The sequence below is a fragment of the Allobosea eneae genome, from assembly GCF_042657265.1.
Lineage (GTDB): Bacteria > Pseudomonadota > Alphaproteobacteria > Rhizobiales > Beijerinckiaceae > Allobosea > Allobosea eneae.
On the sequence record NZ_JBHSLW010000133.1, the window covers coordinates 1 to 853 of the forward strand.

The window sequence follows — 853 nt, forward strand, 5'->3', positions numbered from 1 at the left end:
CTAGGCTTCGTGGACAAAGGGTAGCCAGAGTTTGACTGCGGCAATGGCGACGAATCCGAGGTAAGATTCCTTGCTCTTGTCGTAGCGTGTGGCGACGCGCCGCCAGTTCTTGAGCTTGCTGAACAGACGCTCGATCAGATTGCGCCACTTGTATTTCTCGGCATCGTGCGGCGCAGGGTTCTTGCGGTTGCGCTTGGCCGGTATGACGGCCTCGATCTCGGCTTTCGCCAACTCCTCGCGAATGGCGTCGGCATCATAGCCCTTGTCCGCCAGCAGCGCTTCGATCTTGTCGGCGACCATCCGCAGCAGCGGCGCGAAGCCCTTGACGTCGTGTGCCTCTCCGCCCGTCAGGACGAAGCCGAGCGGGCGGCCTTTGGCATCGCAGCGGGCATGGAGTTTGGTGGTAAAGCCGCCACGCGATCGACCAAGCGCCTCTGTTTGCTGAGTCCCCTTTTTATGCCGACTGCGCAGTGATGCGCCCGGACGATGGTTGAGTCGATCATGTCGGCGGAGGGGTCTCGCTCGACCATCTCCGCCAGGCTTTCCAGCATGGCGTCGAAAACGCCGACCTCCAGCCAGCGCCGGTAGCGGCGGAAGACGCTGTTCCATTTGCCGTAATCGTCGGGGAGATGCCGCCACTGCGCGCCCGTCCGCGCCAACCACATCATGCCCTCAAAGTAGCGGCGGTTGTCCTGCGCCGGTCGGCAACCGCGCCCGTGCTCGGCCGGCAGCAAAGGCCCAATCAACGCCCATTCCTCGTCCGTCAGACCGATCCGCTCGCCCAAGGCTTCCTCCAAAAAGAAGCCTTGAATCAATCCGCGTGTCTCAGGTCAAGCTTTGTCCACGAGGCCTA

General features: G+C 62.4%; 1 pseudogene. It reads right to left on the reverse strand.

The features are described from left to right. Positions 1-815: pseudogene (locus tag ACFPOB_RS30415) on the reverse strand (IS5 family transposase). Positions 816-853: the final 38 nt, after the last annotated feature.